The organism is Aliivibrio finisterrensis (genome assembly GCF_008933155.1).
GTDB classification, from domain to species: Bacteria; Pseudomonadota; Gammaproteobacteria; order Enterobacterales; family Vibrionaceae; genus Aliivibrio; species Aliivibrio finisterrensis.
In genome coordinates this window covers 1-279 of record NZ_WBVP01000120.1, presented here as the reverse complement: position 1 = coordinate 279, position 279 = coordinate 1, and the positions used below count along the sequence as shown (strand labels likewise).

The window sequence follows — 279 nt, the reverse complement described above, 5'->3', positions numbered from 1 at the left end:
CATCCACACCCGTAACACCCACCATCGCATAATCACTCACCGATGGTGCTGGTTGCGTATTATCCAACGCGTAGGTTCGTATCACATTGACGCTATTAGTTAGAGTCTGGATCGCAGCCACCGTGGTCAACGATTGACTGTCCACCTGACCATTCACTTCACTGAGGCTATTGGCGTCCACACCCGTAACACCCACCATCGCATAATCAGTTGCCGAAGGTGCTGGTTGCGTATTATCAGCCGCATAACTTTGAATCACGTTGACGCTATCGGTTAGAG

Annotated in this window: 1 protein-coding gene; it reads right to left on the bottom strand. The window is 50.5% G+C overall.

What is annotated here, in order from left to right; genetic code table 11:
• A partial coding sequence (locus tag F8B77_RS17805; RefSeq protein ID WP_167512886.1) for a hypothetical protein occupies nucleotides 1-279 on the bottom strand: 279 nt, incomplete at both ends.